Below are 18,680 nucleotides of genomic sequence, written 5' to 3'. Positions count from 1 at the left end.
TGGAGAGTTCAGCGGTGAAAAAGATCATAATACTCGCAGTGGTTTCTGTTTCGATCATATGTTGTATTGCGTATATCTACTGGGACAATAACAGGCTCACCATTGAGGAACAAACCATTCAAATGGATGCCCTTCCAAAAGCATTTGAAGGCTTTCGCATTTTGCAAATTACGGACCTTCATGAAAAGGAATTTGGTACAGGTCAAACAGATCTTATCAGGAAGATTAATGCCCAGGAGTACGATGCGATCGTTTTTACAGGAGATATGCTGGACGACCCGCAGCAATCCGATTATACCGCCTTTTTTGATCTACTGGACGGAATAGACAATAAAGAGAATGCGTATTTTGTACCAGGAAACACAGATCCTGACAGCTATGTTGTGCAAGAGCAAAGAGGGCTTGAAAAAAGCGCCTTTATCCTGCAAATGGAAGAGCGTGGAGTCCTGCTGCTGGAATCGGTAAAGACGATCCAAAAGGAAGAGGACACAATTCATTTTGTGAATTTTGATCTTGCGTCATTAAACCCGGAGGAAGGATTTAAGGCTGTTTATGGCAGAGTTGGAAGGCCGGTTGAAAAGGAGACGGCCTATCTTGACTATCAAAATCAAATGCTTGAGCAGTTTAGTAAACTAAACGATGCGGATGAAGAGGTGCTTATTGCGCTGAGCCATTATCCTGTGGTGGATGAGCAGATGGATTATCTTGACAGATTTTATGCGCTTAGAAAAAACATGCTGATCCTGGCAGGACATTATCACGGCGGACAAATCCGACTGCCTTTCATCGGTGCTCCCTTTGTACCGGAAGCCTGGTATGAGAATGGCGGGCTGTTTCCACCCCGGGACCGGGTAAGCGGGCTGTGGGAATATAAGAACACACAGCAATACGTAAGCGCCGGGCTTGGCAGCAGCGATGCAGTGGCTTTCCTGAAATTCCGGCTGTTTAATCCTCCTCAAATTAATCTCCTGACTTTGGAAAATAAGTAAATGATACAAAAAAGCAGCAGTACCTCTTAGCAATAAAGAGGTGCTGCTGCTTTTTTTGTTTGGGAATTAACTGACGGCCGGCTGTATTAATCTGGCCTGAAGCAGGCGCTCGCGTACTTTTATGCCAATCCAGGCAGCGAGAAGAGCTTTTATAACTCCAACCACGAGAAACGGATACACACCTGCTGCCAAAGCGGCTGGCCAGCTTAAGTCCAGAAGGATCTTCAGCCAGATGGTTCCAAATGCAAGGGTGACAATCATGCCGGCAATGTTTGCGATAATTGCTTGAGTAAGATTGAACGAGGTTTTTTCCAGGATGAGACCGGTAATAAAAGCAGCGGCAATAAATCCGAATATGTACCCGCCAGTTGGTCCAACAAGTACATGGGCACCTCCGCTGAAGCCTGCAAAAACAGGCAGTCCGGCTGTACCAATCAGCATATAAACCACCAGGGTCATCGCCCCGTAGCGGCTGCCTAAAATCGTCGCTGTAATTCCAACCGCGAGTGTTTGTCCACTGATTGGAATAAGCGGCAATGGAATTTCAATTTGAGCTAAAATCGCAGTCATAGCTGCAAAAATCCCACAATTAATCATCATTCGTAAACGCTTGTTCTCCATATTGCCACTCCTCCTGTGTTAACTTATATAACTATTAAGTTAACACATTGTTACTATGTAAAGAATAAAAAAATTTTTTTTAGTGAGAAAATAGGGCGGTTACAGGGTTTGGAGGGATAATAAGGGAAAAATTCAGTGTAAACTGTTATAAAACAGTTGCATATAAATAACTACTGTTATATATTAGTTTTATTAAATTAATTGGAGGGATTTACATGCAAATTCAACAAACACAAACAACAAGCCGTGAATTGATCGAGCGCTGGATTGTTCAAAAGGTATTGGAAGGAAAAACGAATCAGGAACTGGAAGGAACCATGTTTGTTTATGGAAATGAGGCATTTAAACTCCAGGGGACGGCAAATGGTGCATTGGATATTAAAGAACAAACTGTATCAGAAGTTGTTGTATTTCGAAAAAAGGATGAAACAGAACCGGCAAATATCTGCCGTGCATGCGGTCTGGATTACTCAAGCTTTAAAGAAGCAATTGAATGCTGTGCAGATGTAGATTAAATTTTTTTGAACTATGTGTTATATAACAATAATAAATTATTAAATTTGTATTATAACAAAAAGGAGAGATAAATATGAAATCAAGAGAAGAACAGGCGAAGCAATTAACGGAAAGCTGGAATCAGGATCGATGGAATGGGGTGGAGCGCCCATATACTGCAGAAGATGTAATTAAGCTGAGAGGCTCTGTTGTAGTGGAACAGACGCTTGCGACGATGGGAGCAGAACGGCTGTGGGATCTGATGAAAACGGAAGACTACGTAAATGCCCTCGGTGCACTGACAGGCAATCAGGCGATGCAGCAGGTAAAGGCAGGATTACAGGCGATCTACCTGAGCGGCTGGCAGGTAGCAGCAGATGCCAATCTGTCCGGCAATATGTATCCTGACCAAAGCCTGTACCCGGCAAACAGCGTACCACAGGTAGTTAAAAGGATTAATCAGACCTTACAGCGTGCAGATCAGATTCAGCAGGCGGAAGGAGAGGGCGATACATACTGGTACGCCCCGATCGTAGCCGATATGGAAGCAGGCTTTGGAGGAACATTGAATGTGTTCGAATTAACCAAGTCGATGATAGAAGCTGGAGCGGGCGGCGTCCATTTAGAAGATCAGCTGTCTTCTGAAAAAAAATGCGGTCATTTGGGAGGCAAGGTGCTTCTTCCAACACAAACAGCGGTTAAAAACCTGATTTCAGCCCGATTGGCAGCTGATGTAATGGGGGTTCCTACCATCATTATTGCCAGAACTGACGCAAATGCTGCCAGTTTAATTACAAGTGACGTAGATCCTTACGATCAGCCTTTTATAAAAGGAGAGCGGACGCCTGAAGGGTTTTATCACACGAATGACGGCATCGACCAGGCAATCTCACGCGGACTTGCTTATGCACCTTATGCGGATTTAATCTGGTGCGAGACGTCAGAACCTAATATAGAAGAAGCAAGAAAATTTGCTGAAGCCATTCATGAAAAATATCCGGGCAAGCTGCTGGCTTATAACTGTTCTCCATCCTTCAACTGGAAAAAGAAACTGGATGAAGAGACCATTGCGAGCTTCCAGCAGGAGCTGGGCAAAATGGGTTATAAATTCCAGTTTGTAACACTTGCAGGCTTCCATGCTCTTAATTATGGCATGTTTGAACTGGCCAGAGGATATAAAGAGCGCGGTATGGCAGCGTACTCTGAGCTTCAGCAGGCGGAATTTGCTGCAGAGGATATGGGCTACACCGCTACACGCCACCAGCGGGAGGTTGGAACGGGATACTTTGATGAAGTATCACTGGTAATCTCCGGCGGCGTATCATCCACCACCGCATTAAAAGGTTCAACTGAAAGCGATCAGTTTCAAAAGGCATAAGGAAAGGATACTGAGGCTGTGCAAAACCTGGCAAATTAAAAAAAGAAGATCCTTACGAACAAAGACTGTTCGTAAGGATCTTCTTTTTTGTGCAGTGCTTTTGTAATCTTAGGTTCATTGGAGCGTAAGGCGGGGACTCCGGCGGGATGAAGCGTGAAAGGTGAGACACTGAAGGGCTTTAGCTCGAAGTGGCTCACCGCACGCCCCGCGGAAAGTCTCCGCCTGCAGCGGAAATGAACCGGTCCCCTTATAAAACTTTTATTGTGTTCTTCGGCACAACTGTACTTATTTAAAATAAAATGTGAACAGAGTGCTTTATTCGTGTTTTAAATGAGATTACTTTCATTTTACTGGTGAATCCCTTACTATCATACCTAACATCTTTTTATAGAAGGCAGGTTTGCCTGAAGGAGGAACACAATGACAAGTGAAATAGAACAGCAAATAAATGCTTACAAGGAACGAAAACAAAACCTGGGTAATTTACTCGTAAGATGCCCTGATCAGCCGGGAATTGTGGCGGCTGTTTCCCGTTTCTTGTTTCAATACAAAGCCAATATAATTGATTCAAGCCAGTATTCAACAAATCCAGAAGGCGGGGACTTTTTTCTCCGTATTGAGTTTGCATGCCCGTCGCTTCAGGAGCAAAAAGAAGAAATCAAGACGTCATTCGCTGCCCTTGCCGAAAACTTTTCGATGGATTGGAAAATGACCTTTCCCTCTGAAATCAAAAGAACAGCCATCTTTGTGTCAAAGGAGCTTCATTGTATCCGCGAACTCCTGTGGGAATGGCAAAGCGGTGACTTAATGACGGATCTGGCCCTTGTGATCAGTAACCATGAAACGGCCAGAGAGCTTGTGGAAGGCTTTGGTATTCCATTCGTCTATATTCCTGCGAGCAAAGAAAACCGCCGTGAAGTTGAAACAGAGCAGCTTAGGCTTCTGGAGGAATACAAGATTGATGTCATCATACTGGCTCGTTATATGCAGATCTTAACTCCGACCTTTGTAGAGAAAAATCCAAAGCGGATCATTAATATACACCATTCATTCCTGCCTGCCTTTGTCGGTGCACGCCCATATGACCGTGCTTTTCAGCGCGGGGTTAAGCTGATTGGAGCAACCTCTCATTATGTAACCAATGATTTAGATGAAGGGCCGATTATTGAGCAGGACACAATGCGTGTAGATCACCGTGATGATATTGATGCGATGAAAAAAATTGGCCGTTCCATTGAAAGAAGTGTTCTGGCCAGAGCGGTAAAATGGCATCTGGAGGATCGGATTATTGTAGACGGCAACAAAACGATTGTATTTTAATAAAAGAGTTTGGAACAAAACCCGGAAAGAGGCCTTTACGATCAAGAACATGTTCGTAAAGGCCTCTTTTTGTAATACACCCCATATTTAGCGATGGGTTGGACAGCGCTTTCCTGGGGGGTTCTACACTTCACCGCCGATGTTCTACACTTCAAAATGAAACTTCTACACTATAACGCAGATGTTCTACACTTCAGTCTGCAAGTTCTACATATAAAAAGAAAGGTTCTACATTTCAGCCACCGCCCGGCCCGGCCTATCTGTACGTCTCCTTCAAAACAGCCATGTCTAATCTATCCAAAGTAATTCCAATAACAATGGGCAGACTGGACGTCCTCTGACACAAAAAAACCCCTTAAGAAAACAGATTTTCTTCTCTGTTCCTTAAGGGGAGCAATCCCATCTGGACGATCTTTATTCCCGATATGTCTGATATTCATTTTCATGAATCTCGTCTTCCGTGATTTCTTTTTTAATATCAATTCCTGATACATAGGCAGCACGGCAAATTAAATGGCCGGCAACTGGTGCTGTTAAATATAAAAAGACTATTCCTAGAACGAGTCTTATGCTTAAATAATGCTCGGCGGCCAGGAAGTAGATAAAGACGCCAGTCAGGGTTAACAAGACAGCCAGTGTAGAGCTCTTCGTACCTGCATGTGAACGGGTATACACGTCCGGAAGACTGATAAGGCCATACGCACTGATAATGGCCATTATACTGCCAAGCAGAACCATTATTGCACCAATTAATTTAATTATTTCGCTTTCGATCAATGATAACCCCCCTCTCAATATATTTTGAAAAGGCGATGGTGCTGATGAAGGCAAGAATGGCAATAATTAAAATTACTTCTAAATAAGCAGCAGTATTTAAGATAGCACCTAAAACGGCCACAACCGATATCAAATTAACCCCGATCACATCAAAGGAAACGACCCGGTCAGGCAGGGAAGGCCCTTTAATGACACGTACAAGGGCCATGCCAATAGCGACGCAAAAAAGGACGATGGCTGTTGTGAAAATGATGGTCGTCATGAGCGGGACACCTCCAGAATGATTTTTTCATACATTCTTATCGATTTTAGAACCAAAGGCTTTGAATCTCTGACGTCCATGGCGTGAATAAAGAAGGTGGTTCCTTCAGGTGACACACGCAGCACTACGGATCCGGGTGTCAGCATCAGCAGAAGGGCTAATGCTGTAACCTGCCAGTCATTTTTCAGCTTGGTTTCATACGTGAAGATTCCAGGTTCAATCTTAGTTGAGGGGATAAGAATCTGTTTCATGATTAAAAAACTTGAAGTAATCAACTCATAATTAAAGATCCATAGCAGCTTTAACATGGAGATGACACGTCTTAGATAGAATGGTGTTCCAAAAAAACGATGCATGAGAAAAATAATAACAATACCGATCATAAATCCAGCTACAAAAGTAGGGACTTCAAAAGTGGATTCATCATTGAGAAGCACCCATAAAACAGCAATTAGAAGATTTAATAGAAACTGAGCGGGCATTTGTTTGCACCTCCCACACGGTAAGAATTCTTATTCATTATCCAATGCCCCCTCGATATAGACCTCAGGATTCATCAATACAGTAGCAGCATCTGTAACATAAGGCGCCATGAAGTCCATTCCCAGTCCTAATCCGATTGTAACGATTGCCAGCACAACAAGTGGAGCCAGCAGCGGGAAGGGAAGGGGAATTTGATGTTTACGTGGAATCAACACTTCGCCCCAGAACATATTTAAAAAGATTCGGATTAACGAGTACAAAACAAACAGGCTGGATAAGAATGCGGCTCCTACCATCACATATTCACCTGAAGAAATGGCACCCTGTCCAATCATTAGTTTGCCCGCAAATCCACTGAAGGGGGGAACTCCGCCCAAAGACAATGTTGTAATTAAGAAGATCCATCCAAGGATAGGATAATTCGTAATTAACCCGCTGGTCCGGTCGAGTCTCGCATTGGATGTCAGGTAGATAATCGTTCCAATAATCAAGAAGAGGAGGCCTTTTATCACGATGTCATGTACCAGGTAGTAAATCGATCCCTGGATTCCGGCAGCATTATTGGAGGCAAGACCAACTAAAATAAATCCAATCGCAATGACCACGTTATACGCAGCAATTTTTCGGATGTCTACATAAGCGATGGCCCCGAGACTGCCGCCTGCCAGGGTCGTAATGGCCATCCATCCAATAATAGTGTGGGTAATAGAAGGCTCATGGTAAAAAAGCAGCGTAAAGGTTCGAAATAGTGCATAGACACCAACCTTTGTTAAGAGAGCTGCAAATAAAGCAGAAACAGCCGTTGGAAGAGCGCTGTATGAACCCGGAAGCCAGAAATAAAGAACAAGGCCGGCTTTAAGTGAGAAAACTGCCAGGAATAATATGCTGATCGCAGTAAGTATTGGAGGTTGACCTGCCTCTGCTATCCTCAGGGAAAGCTGGGCAAAATTCAGTGTTCCCAGTGTTCCGTATACATAAGCAAGGCCCAGCAGGAAAAGCCATGAGGATAAGATATTGATCAGAACATATTTGATCCCTTCAGTAAGCTGTTTCTTTTCACCGCCAAGCGTCATTAACACATAAGAAGCAAGAAGCATAACCTCAAAACACACAAACAAATTAAATAAATCACCCGTTAAAAATGCACCGTTTACACCTGCAATAAGCAGCAGCATAAAAGTATACTGAAAGTAATATTCTCTTCTTTTATCCCCAGCAAAAACTGCGTACAACATGCAAATAAGCGACACGAAAGAAGCGGCTGCAACCAGGAGCATAGCAAACGAATCTGCTACAAAGGTAATCCCGAATGGAGGCGTCCATCCTCCAAAATCCAGACGCATAATGCCATTGCTTCTGACATCTTCTAAAATCCAAAGGCTGATTGCAAATACCGAAAGCATGGCAGCAATCGTGCTCCATCGCTGTACAGCAGGATAGGAACGGAAAAATAGAAGCGCCACACCTGTAATGACAGGAATGACCATTGGAAAAACAAGTATATTATTCATCAGACGATCCTCTCATTTCATTGAGATTATCAGTTCCTGCAGTTTGGTAGGTTCGGTAGACAAGTACCAGGAAAAACGCTGTAACGGCAAAACTGATGACGATGGCCGTTAAGATAAGAGCTTGGGGAAGGGCATCTGTATAAGTTCCAACACCGTCTTCAAGAATCGGAACACTCCCCGTTTTTAAGCCGCCCATCGTTAACAGCAGCAAGTGCACAGCATGGGACAGTATTGCGGTTCCCAAAACGACACGTATTAAATTTTTTGAAAGCAGGAGGTATGTCGCGACAGACACAAGCACTCCCACTAAAAGAGTTATTAGTGTCTCCATCCTTACACATCCTCACTTATATTAATTAAAATTGTGACCACAACGCCAACTACGGCCAAGGCGACGCCGGCCTCAAAAAGCACAACAGTCGTAAGCTCGGTCTTGCCAAGCAGGGGAAGGTCAAAATATGCAAATGACTGACTTAGAAAATCTGCGCCAAACAAGAGGGCACCCGTACCGCTTAATACAGAGATCAAAACCCCTGCAGCTGCGACCAATTTAAAATCAACAGGGATGCCTTTGTTAACGGATTCCACATCAAATGCAATATATAGGAGGATAACAGCAGAAGATAATGTTAACCCTCCAATAAATCCGCCGCCGGGATTATGATGTCCGGATAAAAATAAGTACATTCCAAACGTTAAAATGATAAACACAGCAACTTTTGATACGGTTTGTAAAATGACATCATTTTCTCTCATTCGTATCGCCTCCCTGCGGTGATTTCAATTTAATTAACGTATATACCCCTACTCCGGCAATAAAGAGCACAACCACTTCCAGCATCGTATCAAATGCTCTGAAATCACCTAAAATCGAATTGACGATATTTCGACCGCCGGCAAGCTCGTAAGAATCCTCAAAAAAACTTGAAATGGAATCAAATAGCTTGTTGCCTTGTGCAGAGAGCGAAATGAGTACCGTTAATACACCCATGCCAATCGCAATGACCATTTTCGGAATTCGAACTTTCAGGTTGCGGTCTTCTTTTGACCATTCAGGTAAATGGTAAAAGCATAATAAGAAAAGAACAGTTGTCACCGTTTCCACTACAAGCTGCGTCAAGGCCAGATCAGGCGCTCTGAATAACACAAAGAAAATAGCGATGGAATAGCCGAGCACACCATTTAAAAGGGTGGCGGTCATCCTGGACTTGGTGAATAATATGCTGACTGCTGCTGTTGCCATAATTAATACTAGAAGAACCTCGTAAATCCCTATTTGTGCATCATCTGCTGTGTTGATCACAATGCTTCCTGTAAGGAAAAGCGTGCCGCTCAATACAATCAGAAGGAACCCATAGATATAGAAAAGATAATGTCTTAAAAAGCCAGTCATATAGAAATTCGTAATGCTGTTTGACGTGGACTCACTAAAGGCCAGTAAATTCTGATACCCCTGATCAATACTGATTCGTTGGGGGAATAAATCATAAATTTCTTTCCAGTACTTAAATGTTCGTACTAAAACAAATCCCAGTACGACAACAATCGCTGTCATAAGCAGTTCCGTATTAAATCCGTGCCACGCATAGATTTTAGGAATGAGCCCTTCAATCCCCTGGAAGGTGGGTAAGATTCCGTTCATCGCTGGGGCAAGAAGATACTTGCTTAGCTGATTCGGGAAAATAAATAGCAAAATCACCAGTGAACATAAAATGATAGGGGAGATGAGCAAACCGATGGGTGCCTCATGAGGGTTCTTCTCCAGTTTGTCTCTTTTATATCTGCCCGCAAAGGTTTTAAATACAAGAACCATTGAATAGGTGAACGTAAACACGCTTCCTGCTAATGCAATGACAGGGAACATCATTCCCCAGGTGTCCATGGAAAAGAAGTTCATTTCTTTTGCCGTTAACGTAGCAGTAAAGAACATCTCCTTACTTAAGAATCCATTAAACGGAGGAAGTCCTGCCATGGAAAAACTGCTGATAACAGCCAGTGTAAACGTGACTGGCATTAAGGTCATGAGTCCTCCAAGCTTACGAATATCCCGTGTTCCCACACCGTGATCCACAATTCCAACAATCATGAACAGAGCACCTTTAAACGTAGAGTGGTTCACAAGGTGAAAAAGAGCAACAAATATGGCAGTCGTATAAACAACCGAATCAGTGGATGCGCCGCCATGCAGTGCGGCTGAACCGAGCCCAAACAAAGACATGATCAACCCTAATTGGCTGATGGTTGAATAAGCAAGCAATGCCTTTAAATCTTTTTGTTTTACTGCAAATAATGCTCCCCAAAACATCGTAAAGATCCCGACTCCGCTGACCAGCCAGAACCATGTCGCTTCCCCGCCAAAAACAGGAGTGAATCTTGCAACAAGGAACAACCCGGCTTTAACCATCGTTGCCGAATGCAGATAAGCACTTACAGGAGTAGGAGCTTCCATTGCATCAGGCAGCCAGATGTGAAAAGGAAATTGGGCGGATTTTGTGAATGCACCAAGTAAAATAAGAATAAGAGCTGGAACAAAAAGCTCATGTCCTTGAATCGAATTTCTCATGGCGATGATTTCCTGCACGCTGTTTGTCCCACTCATCACTTGCAGCATGATGAATCCGACAAGCATGGCAATACCGCCGCCTACAGTAATCAGGAACGATTTTTGTGCACCATACTGCGATTTTTTTCTTCGGTACCAGAAACCGATTAATAAGAAGGATGAAATACTCGTTAATTCCCAGAATAAATACAGCACCATTAAATTATCTGATAATACGACACCAAGCATAGCTCCCATAAAAAGAAGGAGAAAAGAATAAAAGTGAGAAAGAGATTCTCTTTTTTTCGATAAATAAAAGATGGAGTATAATACAACTAAACTGCCTACCCCCGTGATCAGCAAGGCAAATATTAAACTCAGCCCGTCAAGATAAACAGCAAAGTGCAGGTCTAACTCCGTAATCCATGGAATAGTTCCGGAAATGGTATCATTTCCAGCGATGGTGGGAACCATCGTAAGGAAGGCCGCAAACAGTACAACCGGAACCACAAGTGCCGCCCATCCCAGATGAAGCCGAGGTGCCAGTTGTCCGAGCGTGACGATAAATACAACGGCTATAATCGGAAATAATATGAGTAAATGAAGCAAGGTCATGGACAATCCCCCTTAAGCAAAATAATTCGTTTATTCCATATTTATTACGCCAGAATCTAATACTGTTGATTAAAACCTTTATAAGAAGCCTGTTTAAAATTTGTTGTTGTTATTAATCAGCATGGATTGAAGCTGCTGGTGCAAAAGTCCACCGGTGAAAATCAACAGCCATATAATAAAGCTCTAGAAAAAGAGAAATAAGGGTTGAATTTTAGTGTCATGCCCGATATCCTTATATTCGTGACAAAATGAGCGTAAATAAATAGCCAATTTAAATTCCAAATATAGATAAATTCTCACAAAGTAGGGAAGAGGTGAAATGACGTGAAAAAATTAAGAGCCCGAATGGACGAAAGTATTTTAGTCTGTGTTTATTTCGGTCCAAATGGGGAACGTTTAATCCGCCGCGGCTGCAAATTAGCGAATATGCTTGACTGCCCGCTATACGTACTAACAGTTGATTCAAATTCAATTGAAAATATCAGTGCGGACAAAACAGCTTATATTGAACAGTGGAAAGAAATCGCCGAAGAACATGGTGCGGAAGATTTCATTATTCGTGATAATGAAAAACGGCCTGCAGGTAAAGTGATTGCTGAAGTAGCAAGAGAGCTTGATATCACTCAAATAATTTTAGGTCAATCCCCGCAAACCCGCTGGGAGGAAATAAAAAAGGGATCGTTCGTAAATATGCTTTTACGCGAAATCACTTTTGTTGATTTCCATATCGTATCCATCGACCGTTCGGTAGAAGACGACGAAAACCTATTCGACAGCGGAACCAGAGCGTACTTAGTGAAAAAGGAAGACGGTCACTATATAAGCTTTGACTATAATGATGATGTGCTGTTTGAGGGCATTTTCTATAAAGAAACAGGTACTGACTTTAACAACGGTGTTTTTAAATTTGTGCGTGATAACAAAACATGTCAGCTTCATGTAACAGATGACAAGATTACAGAGCCGACCTCTATTCACAAGGCAATAAAAGAAGAAGAACTATAATCGTTATACGCTGCCTGCAGACTTTGTTCTGCAGGTTTTTTTTACAGATTCACATCTATTTTTTGAATCGTATCATCTATCCCGATGTAACGTAATGTTTCAGAAGGTGTAGCGTGATGATAGCGCTCTTGAATTAGTGAAATAGCAATTCCTTTGATATAAGCATGGTAGCCAAAGGTCTTTCTTAACGTATGGGTGCCGATTTGATAGTCAATTCCCACTTTTCTTGCTGTTTCATGTATCACCCGGTAAGCATGTTGACGGGTGACGGGCATTGCATTTTTGGGTGATTGAAAAAGGTAAACATCCTGTATGTGGTTTTCGTGATGCAGATGGAAATTTAATGCAGCCTTTACCTTGTCATTTATATAGATCTTTTGATCCTCAATCACAATGAAAGGAAGAATATCCCCATTATCATTCACCATTTGCTTAGTATTTAATTGCAACAGTACATTGATTTTTAATCCTGTGTTGATTCCCAGTACAAAAAAACAGAAGTCCCGACTTGATTGCTTTTTTAATTCTTTTTTCATTAACTGGATGTGTCGCATACTTTTTATCGGATTGACAACTTCCATAACATATTCACCTTCTTTTATGTTACATAACTAAATCCTAACATGCATTTATGTAACATACAAATGATTAGACTTTGGTATAGGTAGGAGACGGAACTGATGGTTAGTAAAAAAACATCCCATGCGCTGACCTGCAACCGGGATGTTTTTATTAATGGTATTTAGTTTTCCTATCTTTTAGGCGTATAATGTAAATCCTTAAACAGCTGATTCCGTTCGGCATCCGTCAAGTCACGCCATTGGCCAGTCTTCAGCCCTTCCAGGTAAATATTCATGATCCGGACACGCTTTAAGCTGCGGACACTGTAGCCGAGGGCTGTGCACATCCGTCTGATTTGGCGGTTCAAGCCTTGGGTAAGAGTGATCTTGAACGTATGGCTTGAAAGCTTTTCGACTTTACAGGGCAGGGTTTTGGTATCCAGAATCCTTACGCCCTGGGACATTTGCTTAACAAAATGATCAGAAACCGGCTGGTCCACAGTTACAATATATTCTTTTTCATGCTTGTTTTCCGCCCGTAAGATCTCATTTACGATATCCCCGTCATTCGTCAGGAGGATCAGCCCCTCCGAATCTTTATCCAATCGTCCTACATGGAAGATCCTCTTTTCGTGATTAACAAAATCCACAATATTTCCTTCTATCTGACGCTCGGTAGTGCTCGTAATTCCGATTGGTTTATTCAATACAAGATACACATACTCCTGTTGCAGCACTACAGGGCTGCCATCCACCAGCACCTCATCGCCCGGTTCAATGCGGCTGCCAAGCTCAGCCGGCTGCCCGTTAATCTGAACTCTTCCTTCCGCTACCCATTTATCAGCACCTCGTCTTGAAACGATGCCTGCTTCACTTAAAAATTTATTTATCCGCACGTTTAACACACCTTTTTTGAGTTTATCTGTGTAACAAAGATACCGTATTTTCTCCCATTAATACAACTATGGAAGTGATGGAAAAAGCCGAAGACCATTAAGAATAATAAAAAATTATGTGGAAATGCTATCAGTTGCACCAATCATACATTTAAGGAGGAGTAACAATGACACAGCACAATGCGCCAAAGCCGGATGACCGAAGTGATAATGCAGAAAAGCTTAAATCAATGATGCAAAATACAAAAGAGAACATGGAAGCAGCAGAAGAAACGATGATGTTTGCTGACGGAAAAGATAAAGAAGCCATTAAAGCGAAAAATAATCGCCGGAAAGACAGTATGGAAAGCATGCGCAGTGAAATTAAGGATGAAGAATCATCCTGTTAACAAAAAAGGGAGATTATTTCTCTCTTTTTTTTGTTTTCTTTACATAGGTTCCTTTTTTGTGCGGCAAAATTAACTATACTATATGTACTACCTTGCATATAAAGGAGACATAACCAATGCCGTATTTAACGGAGCAGCAAAAACAAATCAATCGAGTATTAACATATATAGAACATAACCTTGACCAAAAGCTTGGATTAGAAGAACTGGCCCAGGTGTCAACCTACTCCGCGTATCATTTTCAGCGGCTGTTTAAAGAACTAGCTGGAGAAAGTCCGGCTCAATATGTAAAGCGTCTCCGGTTGGAACAAGCAGCTCATTATTTAATTTACGAAGGACAAATGAATGTTACTGACATCGCGATGTTATGTGGATTTTCTTCACTATCTTATTTTACAACCGCTTTTACAAATCATTTTACTTACAGCCCTAAAGCCTGGAGGGAAGGGGCCTATTTAAACCGTTTTCCACGTGAATACATAAATCGCAAGAAATCAAAACAAGTTAGCAAGATGGAAAAAGAAGAAAAGCCGCTCTATCCTTATAATGAGTTTAGATGGATTGATTTAACAAAGGTCAAAACAATCTTTTTACCGAAAGTAAAAGCTGTTTTTAATCAAAGTACAGGACCATATACGGTGGGTGTGGAGGACCGGTTAGAGGAACTATACCGCTGGTGTGAAGCGAGGGATCTGATTGAGGAGAATACGCTGGTGATGGGTATTCCGAAAAATAACCCCTATATTACACCTCCTGAAAAATGCCGGTATGACTGCTGCATTTCAATTCATGATGGAATTAGTGCAGAAGCTTTCGATCAAATGACAAGTGATTTCAAAGGGGGGAAGCACGTTATTTTTGTATTTGAACAGCCTGTCTCTTTTAATGAAAGAGGCAAATTAATCGAATGTTACTCAGAGCTGTACAGCTATTGGCTGCCCAGAAGCGGCTACCGGTATCTTGGCAATCCAGTAGAGATCATTCGTATTGAAAAAATGAATGGCTCAATGGAGTTAATCTGTTCTATTAAAGCGATTGCGTTAGCCATTGAGCCTAAATGAAGGAGAATTCGTATGACTGTTGATTTTGGTGTGCTGCCCGTTGCAGCTATTATCATTGGAGGCTTGGCTTATATGGCCTTCGGCGGTATTTATTATTCTGCTTTACTATCTAAAAAGAACCCAAAAAATAAGGAGATAAGCGAACAGCAGTCAGAAGGACCTGCTAAATACATCCTGGCAGTATGTGTTGCTTTTATAAGCTCTTTTTTTATGGCTGTAGTTATCCAGACAACCAATATCCAGGGTGCGGCAGAAGGTCTGGCTGCGGGTTTATCTATAGGGGCTGTCATTTCCCTTGTTTATGCAAAGAATTGCTTGTTTGGTCTGCTGTCAAAAAAGGCACTGGGAATTGCAGCAGGCGATCATCTTATTGCCTTTTCGTTATTAGGTATTATTCACGGTCTGTGGGGATAAAAAGAGGTAGGGTCATAACTCCAAAAGTCATGCGAATTGAGTCTTTTTTAATTGCAAATATGAGGTGAACGGAGCGGAAGGTGGCGACTCCTGCAGGATTTGACGGCAAGCTGAGACCCCGCAAGGCGAAGCCTGAGGAGGCTCAGCGCCGTCCCTGCGGAAAGCGTCCGCCTGAAGCGCAGTGAGCCGGCTAAACTAGGCTGCGACAACATTTGTCCCAGCCTGGTTTAGCTTTTATTTACTTTCTTCTACAATTTCCGCAACAATTTCAAAAGAACGCAGGCGTTTCTGATGATCATAAATTTGAGAGATAATCATCATTTCATCGGCCTGAGTGTCGTCAAGAAATGCCTGGAGCTTAGCTTTTACCGTTTCCTTGCTTCCGATAATGGAGGAGCCCAGCTGCTGCTCCAGTGCCGCTTTTTCATACTCAGACCAAATATCATCCATATTATCGACTGGAGGTGGCAGAGGGGATTCGGTATTTCGGATTAAGTTCAGGAATTGCTGCTGCAGCGTGGTGGCTAACCGTTCAGCTTCCTCATCTGTTTCAGCTGCAATCACATTCACCCCAACCATTGCGTATGGCTCTTCAAGTGTATTGGAAGGCTTGAATGATCTCCGGTATAAATCAAGTGCAGGCAGGGTGTTGTCAGGCGAAAAGTGACTGGCAAATGAGAACGGAAGCCCCAATTGTCCAGCTAATTGTGCACTAAAGCCGCTTGAGCCCAGCAGCCATATCGGAATATTCAGCCCTTCTCCTGGAACTGCACGTACTGCCGGCTTTGAATCGGATAGTGAAGGGTCAAAATACGTCCGCAGCTCATTTAATTGCTGAGGGAAATCCTGCCCATTATTATTATTATTATTTCGGCGCAAGGCCTGAGCGGTTCTCTGGTCTGTTCCGGGAGCGCGGCCAAGTCCAAGGTCGATTCTCCCTGGAAATAAAGATTCAAGTGTGCCGAAATGCTCTGCTATAACTAAAGGGGAATGATTGGGAAGCATAATCCCGCCTGATCCCACCCGGATTTTCTTTGTTCCGGCTGCTACATGGCCAATAACGACTGAGGTAGCAGAGCTTGCGATAAATGGCATATTATGATGCTCTGCCAGCCAAAAGCGTGTATAACCCAATCTTTCCACATGCTGGGCTAAAGACAATGTATTTCTAAAAGCGTCGGCTGCTGTTGAGCCAGCGATAATAGGAGCCAGATCTAATACAGAAAAACGAATATCACTTAGCTTTTTTGCTTTATGGTTCATATAATCAACTTCTTTCATAATGGTTTGATGCTTAACACAGATCTAAGGGCATTTGAGTAAATCCTGTTAAATCTTTTCCAGTGTAGCAAGTTTGATTCCTCCTATAAAATTTAATGCTTAGGCAAATCAATTAGTTTTAATCAGACGCCAATCCATGTATACTCCTTCGTAGACTTTATCCGTTCTGTCCAAGCCCGGCTAATTCCTGATGCAAATAGATTTTATAGATGATTTTGTCAAATGGATTTTAAAGCAAAAATTCCATTAATGGAGTAATATAAAAGGGGGAAGACCTTTGAAGATCTTCCTTATCCAACACGATAGGCAAATAACAGGCTCCGTACATAAAGCGGATTAAATAAATTGAATTAAATCCTTTAAGGCAGGCATTTATCCTGTCAAAAAGGGAATAGGCAGAAGGCAGTTATTTAAGGAGGAAAAAAGGAAATGAGATTGCACAGCGGGAGCCTTTATTGGCCTGAAACAAAAACAGATGAAAAAAAAACCTATCCGGCGCTTGAGGAAACAATCACATGCGACGTGTTAATTATAGGCGGCGGTATGGCAGGAGCATTATGTGCTGAGGAATTTTCACACACCTCTTTAAAAACAGTTCTCGTCGAAAAAAACTCGATTGGAAGTGGAAGCTCCTCTGCCAACACAGGATTACTTCAATATTCAAACGATAAAATGCTTCATGAATTCATTGAAGAAATTGGAGAAGACAAAGCCGTTCAGTTTTACAAATTATGTTTAGAAGCGATTGAGGAACTTCAGCAGGTCACCGGTACCTTAGCTCATCCGGTAGATTTCATCCGCAGACCGAGCCTGTATTATGCAAGTGATGAAAATGATGCAGCGAAAATAAAGAAAGAATACGATGCTCTCTATAAGCATGGCTTCGAAGTAGAATATTATGATAAAGAAAAAATCAGCGAAGTTTTTGGCTTTGAAAAGCCGGCGGCCATCATGACTCATGGGGATGCAGAAGTAAATCCCTACTTATTAACCCATGCGCTGATTGAAACAGCAAACATACGCAATGTGGAAGTTTATGAAAACACAGCGGTACAGGATGCTGGAAGAGAAGAGGAGTATCACCTGTTTAAATCTGAAAAAGGGGTTATTCGGGCGAAAAAAGTAATTTATTCAACAGGCTACGAAACCGTTCCGTTTGCAGAAAAATTAGGTGCAGAAATAAATCGTACCTACGCGATCGCTACCAATCCAATAAATGAACTCGCTGATTGGACATACCAGGCATTAATCTGGGAAACAAAACGCCCATATTTTTATATGAGAACGACAGTGGATGGACGGATTGTTGCCGGTGGGCTGGATGAAGACAAAATGGAAACGCCGGTTGATGAGGCGTTCATTAAAGAGCGCGGTGAACGATTATTGAATCATATTAAAAAACATTTCTCTTTGGAGGATCTTGAAGTGTCCCATGCGTGGGCAGCCTGCTTTGGAGAATCAAATGATGGTCTTCCTTTTATCGGGGAGCATCCTGATAAAAAAGATGTGTACTACTGCCTTGGTTTCGGAGGGAACGGAACTGTCTCAAGTAAGGTTGGAGCGAAGCTGCTCGCTGGTCTTATTCAGGGAGAAGAAGCAGATGGATCTGAGATTGTGCGCTTAGATCGATAAAATTTCAAACAAAAAGCGATTGTTGCAATATAACAATCGCTTTTTTATATTGCTAGACAGCAAGCTCACTCATAATAGCCAATGTATTTTCTTCAGGATCCTTGAAAAATGCCATCCATGTTTCCGTATTCCCCGATTTATTAATGCGGTGGGGTTCACCTATAAATTCGACCCCGTCAGCATGCCATTTCTTATAGGTTTGATGAATATCTCCTACTGTAAAATAAATAACAGAGCTTGCTCGGGCAAATTTCTCTTTTTCTGGCAGACTCAAAAACAGCCGGACCCCTTCACAATCAAAAAAACTCATCGTATCGGTTTCAAAAAGGAATTTTAACCCCAGGCGATCGCGATAAAATTGATTAGCTCTCTTTAAGTTTCGTACTGGAACTCCAATCTGACCGACTGCCTGGACAGGTGAATTTGACACATCGCTCACTCCTTTTTTA

The 18,680-nt window shown here is 42.3% G+C and carries 21 protein-coding genes; 9 read left to right on the top strand and 12 right to left on the bottom strand.

The genetic code is table 11. The features are described 5' to 3' along the window. Nucleotides 1-14 precede the first annotated feature (14 nt). Entirely contained in the window at nucleotides 15-989 is a 975-nt protein-coding gene (locus E2R51_RS11310) for a metallophosphoesterase (protein ID WP_165967209.1), read from the top strand. A gap of 66 nt (nucleotides 990-1,055) precedes the next feature. Here E2R51_RS11310 and E2R51_RS11305 read toward each other — a convergent pair whose 3' ends face one another. Continuing rightward, the gene (locus E2R51_RS11305) at nucleotides 1,056-1,610 is read right to left on the bottom strand and encodes a biotin transporter BioY (protein WP_133377188.1); all 555 of its coding nucleotides are present in this window, start codon (nucleotides 1,608-1,610) and stop codon (nucleotides 1,056-1,058) included. Between the two features lie 215 nt (nucleotides 1,611-1,825). Here E2R51_RS11305 and E2R51_RS11300 point away from each other — a divergent pair, with 215 nt between their 5' ends. The 3 genes from E2R51_RS11300 (at nucleotide 1,826) to purU (ending at nucleotide 4,803) form a co-directional block, all read left to right on the top strand. Next, entirely contained in the window at nucleotides 1,826-2,125 is a 300-nt protein-coding gene (locus E2R51_RS11300; protein ID WP_133377187.1) for a hypothetical protein, read from the top strand. Between the two features lie 74 nt (nucleotides 2,126-2,199). After that, nucleotides 2,200-3,483: an isocitrate lyase gene (aceA, locus tag E2R51_RS11295; RefSeq protein ID WP_133377186.1), complete on the top strand. Its 1,284-nt coding sequence runs from the start codon at nucleotides 2,200-2,202 to the stop codon at nucleotides 3,481-3,483. Between the two features lie 420 nt (nucleotides 3,484-3,903). Further along, nucleotides 3,904-4,803, top strand: a complete 900-nt coding sequence (purU, locus tag E2R51_RS11290; RefSeq protein WP_133377185.1) for a formyltetrahydrofolate deformylase — start codon at nucleotides 3,904-3,906, stop codon at nucleotides 4,801-4,803. A gap of 414 nt (nucleotides 4,804-5,217) precedes the next feature. Here purU and mnhG read toward each other — a convergent pair whose 3' ends face one another. From mnhG to E2R51_RS11255, 7 genes are read right to left on the bottom strand one after another with little or no spacing between them, the layout of a single operon-like run. Then, entirely contained in the window at nucleotides 5,218-5,541 is a 324-nt protein-coding gene (mnhG, locus tag E2R51_RS11285) for a monovalent cation/H(+) antiporter subunit G (RefSeq protein ID WP_240733070.1), read from the bottom strand. 16 nt (nucleotides 5,542-5,557) lie between these two features. Further along, on the bottom strand, nucleotides 5,558-5,842 hold the full coding sequence (locus tag E2R51_RS11280) for a Na(+)/H(+) antiporter subunit F1 (protein WP_133377183.1): 285 nt from the start codon (nucleotides 5,840-5,842) through the stop codon (nucleotides 5,558-5,560). Further along, nucleotides 5,839-6,324 (bottom strand): Na+/H+ antiporter subunit E, encoded by a 486-nt coding sequence (locus E2R51_RS11275; protein ID WP_133377182.1) that lies wholly within the window; start codon nucleotides 6,322-6,324, stop codon nucleotides 5,839-5,841. Before E2R51_RS11275 ends, E2R51_RS11280 begins: the two co-directional genes overlap by 4 nt. Before the next feature lie 30 nt (nucleotides 6,325-6,354). Next, nucleotides 6,355-7,836 carry a Na+/H+ antiporter subunit D gene (locus tag E2R51_RS11270; RefSeq protein ID WP_133377181.1) on the bottom strand — a complete coding sequence of 494 codons (1,482 nt, stop codon included), beginning with the start codon at nucleotides 7,834-7,836 and terminating at the stop codon, nucleotides 6,355-6,357. Then, nucleotides 7,829-8,167, bottom strand: coding sequence for a Na(+)/H(+) antiporter subunit C (locus tag E2R51_RS11265; RefSeq protein WP_133377180.1), 339 nt, complete (start codon nucleotides 8,165-8,167; stop codon nucleotides 7,829-7,831). The genes E2R51_RS11270 and E2R51_RS11265 overlap by 8 nt, the downstream gene beginning before the upstream one ends. A gap of 2 nt (nucleotides 8,168-8,169) precedes the next feature. Next, the gene (locus tag E2R51_RS11260) at nucleotides 8,170-8,592 is read right to left on the bottom strand and encodes a Na(+)/H(+) antiporter subunit B (RefSeq protein WP_133377179.1); all 423 of its coding nucleotides are present in this window, start codon (nucleotides 8,590-8,592) and stop codon (nucleotides 8,170-8,172) included. Further along, nucleotides 8,579-10,993 (bottom strand): Na+/H+ antiporter subunit A, encoded by a 2,415-nt coding sequence (locus E2R51_RS11255; RefSeq protein ID WP_133377178.1) that lies wholly within the window; start codon nucleotides 10,991-10,993, stop codon nucleotides 8,579-8,581. The genes E2R51_RS11260 and E2R51_RS11255 overlap by 14 nt, the downstream gene beginning before the upstream one ends. 324 nt (nucleotides 10,994-11,317) lie before the next feature. Between E2R51_RS11255 and E2R51_RS11250 the strand changes: the two genes are divergently transcribed. Then, a complete protein-coding gene (locus E2R51_RS11250; protein ID WP_133377177.1) occupies nucleotides 11,318-11,998 on the top strand; it encodes a universal stress protein in 681 nt (226 codons plus the stop codon). 41 nt (nucleotides 11,999-12,039) lie between these two features. Here the strand turns inward: E2R51_RS11250 and E2R51_RS11245 are convergent, their stop codons facing one another. Then, the gene (locus tag E2R51_RS11245) at nucleotides 12,040-12,579 is read right to left on the bottom strand and encodes a tyrosine-type recombinase/integrase (protein WP_133377176.1); all 540 of its coding nucleotides are present in this window, start codon (nucleotides 12,577-12,579) and stop codon (nucleotides 12,040-12,042) included. 170 nt (nucleotides 12,580-12,749) lie between these two features. Next, the gene (locus E2R51_RS11240; protein WP_133377175.1) at nucleotides 12,750-13,454 is read right to left on the bottom strand and encodes a pseudouridine synthase; all 705 of its coding nucleotides are present in this window, start codon (nucleotides 13,452-13,454) and stop codon (nucleotides 12,750-12,752) included. 167 nt (nucleotides 13,455-13,621) lie between these two features. On the opposite strand from E2R51_RS11240, the gene tlp reads away from it, so the two are divergent. The 3 genes from tlp to E2R51_RS11225 all read left to right on the top strand — a co-directional run bounded on the left by tlp (nucleotide 13,622) and on the right by E2R51_RS11225 (nucleotide 15,318). Continuing rightward, nucleotides 13,622-13,843 carry a small acid-soluble spore protein Tlp gene (gene tlp, locus E2R51_RS11235; protein ID WP_133377174.1) on the top strand — a complete coding sequence of 74 codons (222 nt, stop codon included), beginning with the start codon at nucleotides 13,622-13,624 and terminating at the stop codon, nucleotides 13,841-13,843. Between the two features lie 116 nt (nucleotides 13,844-13,959). Beyond that, a complete protein-coding gene (locus E2R51_RS11230) occupies nucleotides 13,960-14,904 on the top strand; it encodes an AraC family transcriptional regulator (RefSeq protein WP_133377173.1) in 945 nt (314 codons plus the stop codon). A gap of 12 nt (nucleotides 14,905-14,916) precedes the next feature. Next, nucleotides 14,917-15,318 carry a DUF1761 domain-containing protein gene (locus E2R51_RS11225; protein WP_133377172.1) on the top strand — a complete coding sequence of 134 codons (402 nt, stop codon included), beginning with the start codon at nucleotides 14,917-14,919 and terminating at the stop codon, nucleotides 15,316-15,318. A gap of 234 nt (nucleotides 15,319-15,552) precedes the next feature. Here the strand turns inward: E2R51_RS11225 and E2R51_RS11220 are convergent, their stop codons facing one another. Then, complete coding sequence (locus E2R51_RS11220; protein ID WP_133377171.1) at nucleotides 15,553-16,581, bottom strand: LLM class flavin-dependent oxidoreductase; 1,029 nt, start codon at nucleotides 16,579-16,581, stop codon at nucleotides 15,553-15,555. A 447-nt stretch (nucleotides 16,582-17,028) separates the two neighbouring features. On the opposite strand from E2R51_RS11220, the gene E2R51_RS11215 reads away from it, so the two are divergent. Further along, nucleotides 17,029-18,231: an NAD(P)/FAD-dependent oxidoreductase gene (locus E2R51_RS11215; RefSeq protein WP_133377170.1), complete on the top strand. Its 1,203-nt coding sequence runs from the start codon at nucleotides 17,029-17,031 to the stop codon at nucleotides 18,229-18,231. Between the two features lie 52 nt (nucleotides 18,232-18,283). On the opposite strand, the gene E2R51_RS11210 is transcribed toward E2R51_RS11215, so the two are convergent. Then, nucleotides 18,284-18,661: a VOC family protein gene (locus E2R51_RS11210; RefSeq protein WP_133377169.1), complete on the bottom strand. Its 378-nt coding sequence runs from the start codon at nucleotides 18,659-18,661 to the stop codon at nucleotides 18,284-18,286. Nucleotides 18,662-18,680 lie beyond the last annotated feature (19 nt).

It is taken from the genome of Jeotgalibacillus sp. S-D1 (assembly GCF_004358665.1).
In the GTDB taxonomy this organism is placed as follows: Bacteria; Bacillota; Bacilli; order Bacillales; family Jeotgalibacillaceae; genus Jeotgalibacillus.
This window is presented reverse-complemented; position numbering and strand designations above follow the sequence as displayed.

Excerpts from the sequence above, each read along its gene's own strand:
- E2R51_RS11305 (WP_133377188.1), bottom strand. The coding sequence starts at position 1,610 with ATGGAGAACAAGCGTTTACGAATGATGATTAATTGTGGGATTTTTGCA.
- E2R51_RS11300 (WP_133377187.1), top strand. The coding sequence starts at position 1,826 with ATGCAAATTCAACAAACACAAACAACAAGCCGTGAATTGATCGAGCGC.
- aceA (WP_133377186.1), top strand. The coding sequence starts at position 2,200 with ATGAAATCAAGAGAAGAACAGGCGAAGCAATTAACGGAAAGCTGGAAT.
- purU (WP_133377185.1), top strand. The coding sequence starts at position 3,904 with ATGACAAGTGAAATAGAACAGCAAATAAATGCTTACAAGGAACGAAAA.
- mnhG (WP_240733070.1), bottom strand. The coding sequence starts at position 5,541 with ATGGTTCTGCTTGGCAGTATAATGGCCATTATCAGTGCGTATGGCCTT.
- E2R51_RS11280 (WP_133377183.1), bottom strand. The coding sequence starts at position 5,842 with ATGACGACCATCATTTTCACAACAGCCATCGTCCTTTTTTGCGTCGCT.
- E2R51_RS11275 (WP_133377182.1), bottom strand. The coding sequence starts at position 6,324 with ATGCCCGCTCAGTTTCTATTAAATCTTCTAATTGCTGTTTTATGGGTG.
- E2R51_RS11270 (WP_133377181.1), bottom strand. The coding sequence starts at position 7,836 with ATGAATAATATACTTGTTTTTCCAATGGTCATTCCTGTCATTACAGGT.
- E2R51_RS11265 (WP_133377180.1), bottom strand. The coding sequence starts at position 8,167 with ATGGAGACACTAATAACTCTTTTAGTGGGAGTGCTTGTGTCTGTCGCG.
- E2R51_RS11260 (WP_133377179.1), bottom strand. The coding sequence starts at position 8,592 with ATGAGAGAAAATGATGTCATTTTACAAACCGTATCAAAAGTTGCTGTG.
- E2R51_RS11255 (WP_133377178.1), bottom strand. The coding sequence starts at position 10,993 with ATGACCTTGCTTCATTTACTCATATTATTTCCGATTATAGCCGTTGTA.
- E2R51_RS11245 (WP_133377176.1), bottom strand. The coding sequence starts at position 12,579 with ATGGAAGTTGTCAATCCGATAAAAAGTATGCGACACATCCAGTTAATG.
- tlp (WP_133377174.1), top strand. The coding sequence starts at position 13,622 with ATGACACAGCACAATGCGCCAAAGCCGGATGACCGAAGTGATAATGCA.
- E2R51_RS11230 (WP_133377173.1), top strand. The coding sequence starts at position 13,960 with ATGCCGTATTTAACGGAGCAGCAAAAACAAATCAATCGAGTATTAACA.
- E2R51_RS11225 (WP_133377172.1), top strand. The coding sequence starts at position 14,917 with ATGACTGTTGATTTTGGTGTGCTGCCCGTTGCAGCTATTATCATTGGA.
- E2R51_RS11220 (WP_133377171.1), bottom strand. The coding sequence starts at position 16,581 with ATGAACCATAAAGCAAAAAAGCTAAGTGATATTCGTTTTTCTGTATTA.
- E2R51_RS11215 (WP_133377170.1), top strand. The coding sequence starts at position 17,029 with ATGAGATTGCACAGCGGGAGCCTTTATTGGCCTGAAACAAAAACAGAT.